3 protein-coding genes are annotated in these 3,522 nt (G+C 43.7%); all 3 read left to right on the forward strand.

Annotation, left to right across the window (positions count from 1 at the left end; translation table 11 throughout):
- On the forward strand, nt 1-1,284 hold a 1,284-nt coding region (gene ftsH / locus B2R65_RS00435), incomplete at its 5' end, for an ATP-dependent zinc metalloprotease FtsH (RefSeq protein ID WP_286740027.1).
- A 70-nt stretch (nt 1,285-1,354) separates the two neighbouring features.
- Complete coding sequence (gene folP, locus B2R65_RS00440) at nt 1,355-2,200, forward strand: dihydropteroate synthase (protein WP_286740029.1); 846 nt, start codon at nt 1,355-1,357, stop codon at nt 2,198-2,200.
- Nucleotides 2,200-3,522: phosphoglucosamine mutase (gene glmM / locus B2R65_RS00445; protein WP_286740031.1), on the forward strand; the 1,323-nt coding region annotated here is incomplete at its 3' end. The genes folP and glmM, both read left to right, overlap by 1 nt.

Here is a 3,522-nt window from a genome sequence, read left to right on the forward strand (position 1 = left end):
TCTGACTTTGTTGAAATGTTTGTTGGTGTGGGCGCATCGCGTGTACGTGACATGTTTGAGCAAGCTAAAAAGGCTGCACCCTGTATTATCTTTATAGATGAGATTGATGCTGTAGGTCGTAAGCGTGGCGCTGGCATGGGCGGTGGACACGACGAACGTGAACAAACACTAAACCAAATGCTAGTCGAAATGGATGGTTTTGAAGGTAATGAAGGTATTATCGTTATAGCGGCTACTAACCGCCCTGACGTACTAGACCCTGCATTACTTCGTCCTGGTCGTTTTGACCGTCAAGTAGTGGTTGGCTTGCCTGATATTCGCGGCCGTGAGCAAATTCTTAAAGTACATATGCGTAAAGTGCCATTAGGCGATAACGTAGAAGCGGCAGTTATTGCACGTGGTACGCCTGGTTTCTCTGGTGCTGATTTAGCAAATCTTGTAAACGAAGCTGCACTTTATGCCGCACGTGGTAATAAACGTGTTGTAAGTATGGCTGAATTTGATGCTGCTAAAGATAAAATCATGATGGGTGCAGAGCGCAAGACCATGGTGATGAGTGAGCAAGAGAAAGAAATGACGGCTTACCATGAAGCGGGCCATGCTATTGTTGGTCGTATGGTGCCAGAGCACGACCCAGTTTATAAAGTGTCGATTATTCCACGTGGCCGTGCCCTTGGTGTAACTATGTACCTGCCTGAGCAGGACCGTGTTAGCCATTCTAAAGAGCTTTTAGAGTCAATGATTTCAAGCCTTTACGGTGGCCGAATTGCTGAAGCACTTATTTATGGCGAAGACAAAGTAACAACGGGTGCGAGTAACGACATTGAGCGTGCAACAGATATTGCACGTAAAATGGTAACGCAGTGGGGCTTGAGTGAAAAACTAGGTCCGTTACTTTACGCTGAAGATCAAAACGAGATGTACATGGGTGGCGGCGGTGGTCGCGCAATGAGCATGTCTGATGAAACAGCTAAAGTAATTGATGCCGAAGTACGCTTATTCTCAGACCGTAATTATCAAAGAGCAGAAGATATATTAAAAGAAAATATTGATATTCTTCATGCGATGAAAGATGCATTAATGAAATACGAAACAATTGATGCTAAACAAATTGATGATTTAATGGCGCGTCAGCCTGTGCGTGAACCACGTGATGCACACGACCGTTTAGACGATAAGCCAACTAAAACAGTCGCACCTCAAGAAAAGCCGGTTGATGAAAGCCAAAAACCGGATGATTCATCGAAAAAAGATGAAACAAACCTTGATGATAAAGCTGAATAATCGTTAAAATAATACTTTAAAAGCCCCGTACTTCGGGGCTTTTTTGTATCAAATAACTAAAAGGTTGGCGATGACTAACATAATAAACCTTCCCCGTGGGCGTAAACTTAATTTAGAAAAACCATGTGTGATGGGTATTTTAAATGTGACCCCAGATTCATTTTCTGATGGTGGAAAGTTTTTAGATACAGCGCACGCGGTGCAACAGGCAATGCAGTTGTTAGACGAGGGTGCGACTATCATTGATATTGGCGGGGAGTCTACACGTCCAGGCGCGCCAGATGTTAATTTACACGATGAACTTAATCGTGTGATACCTGCAATAAAAGCCATTAGAGCTAAAAGTGACTGCGTTATATCGGTAGATACCAGTAAAGCACAGGTCATGGAGCAGGCGATTTTAGCAGGTGCTGATATAGTTAACGACGTACGTGCATTACAAGAGCCCCACGCACTTAGCACACTCGCTAAGTATCCCGATGTAGCAATTTGTTTGATGCATATGCAAGGGCAGCCACGGACAATGCAAAGTGAACCCACTTATACTGACTTGCTAACGCAAATTAACCTCTTTTTTGAGCAGCGTATAAGCGCATGCGAAACAGCGGGTATTAAGGTGGATCAACTTATCCTCGACCCAGGTTTTGGCTTTGGCAAAACCCTAGAGCATAATTTTGAAATACTTGCTAAATTTAATGCATTTAATAAATTTGAACTACCGCTTTTAGCAGGTCTTTCACGCAAGTCGATGATAGGTAATTTGCTAAACAGAAAAACAGATGAGCGATTAGCGGGCAGCTTAGCCGGTGCGCTAATTGCCGCGCAAAATGGCGCAAAAATTATTCGTGTACACGATGTAAAAGAAACAGCAGATGTGCTTGGTGTACTCCAAGCTTGCGAAAAAGGAGCTTTATAATGAGCGAAAGAAAATATTTTGGTACCGATGGGGTACGTGGTTTAGTGGGCACAGCTCCAATTAACCCTGAGTTTGCAATGAAATTAGGCTGGGCCGCAGGTCGAGTTTTGTCTCTAAGTGGAACAAAAAAAGTAATTATAGGTAAAGATACCCGTATTTCAGGTTACATGCTAGAAACCGCGCTTGAAGCTGGTTTAATTGCCGCAGGAATAGATGTCGTACTGCTTGGGCCAATGCCCACGCCCGCTGTAGCATATTTAGCGCAAACGTTTAGAGCCGAAGCAGGTATTGTAATTAGTGCATCGCATAACCCTTACTATGATAACGGGATTAAGTTTTTTAATGGCCAAGGCTTAAAACTGGATGACGACGTTGAGCTACAAATTGAAGCGATGCTTGATGAACCAATGACCTGTGTTGCCTCAGATAAACTTGGTAAAGCCTCGCGCTTAGTAAGTGCTGATGGGCGCTATATTGAATTTTGTAAAAGCCAATTTCCACAAGGCTTATCACTTGAAGGTTTAAAAGTTGTACTAGATTGTGCCAATGGCGCCACCTACCATATTGCACCGTCGGTAATGCGTGAGCTAGGCGCTGAAGTGATTACTCATGCATGTGAGCCTAATGGGGTGAATATAAACCATGAATGTGGTGCTACACACGTTGATACGTTAAAGCGCAAAGTGCTAGAGCATAAAGCCGATGTGGGTATTGCTTACGATGGTGATGGTGATCGCGTAATGATGGTTGATCATAACGGTCGCGTATTTGACGGTGATGACTTAGTTTACATTATTGCCTGCCAAGCGGCTGAAGATCATATGCTAGGTGGTGGTGTTGTTGGCACGGTTATGTCGAACATGGGGCTTGAAAATGCATTAAAAGCAAAAGGAATTGAATTTGCGCGCAGTAAAGTTGGCGACCGTTATGTAATGGAAATGCTGCAGCAAAAAGGGTGGAGAATTGGCGGTGAAAGCTCAGGCCATGTATTAAACCTTGATTTAATCACCACGGGCGATGGTATCATTTCAAGCCTTCAGGTATTGGCTGCAATGGTGGCTCAAAATCGCACATTACAAGATTTAGGGGCTGGTTTTACAAAGTACCCAATGAAAATGATTAATGTACGTTACACACCTGGCACAGACCCTACACAAGCACCAGAAGTAAAAGATGCGGTTGCGCAAGTAGAGCAAGCTTTAGGCGAAAAAGGCCGTGTTTTACTCCGTAAATCAGGCACTGAACCGGTAGTACGTGTTATGGTTGAAGCCGAACAAGAAAAAATAGTCATAGACAGTGCGCAAAAAATTGCAGCAGTTGTC

Origin of the sequence: Pseudoalteromonas sp. UBA2102 (genome assembly GCF_002331165.1) — a bacterium.
Classification (GTDB): domain Bacteria; phylum Pseudomonadota; class Gammaproteobacteria; order Enterobacterales; family Alteromonadaceae; genus Pseudoalteromonas; species Pseudoalteromonas atlantica.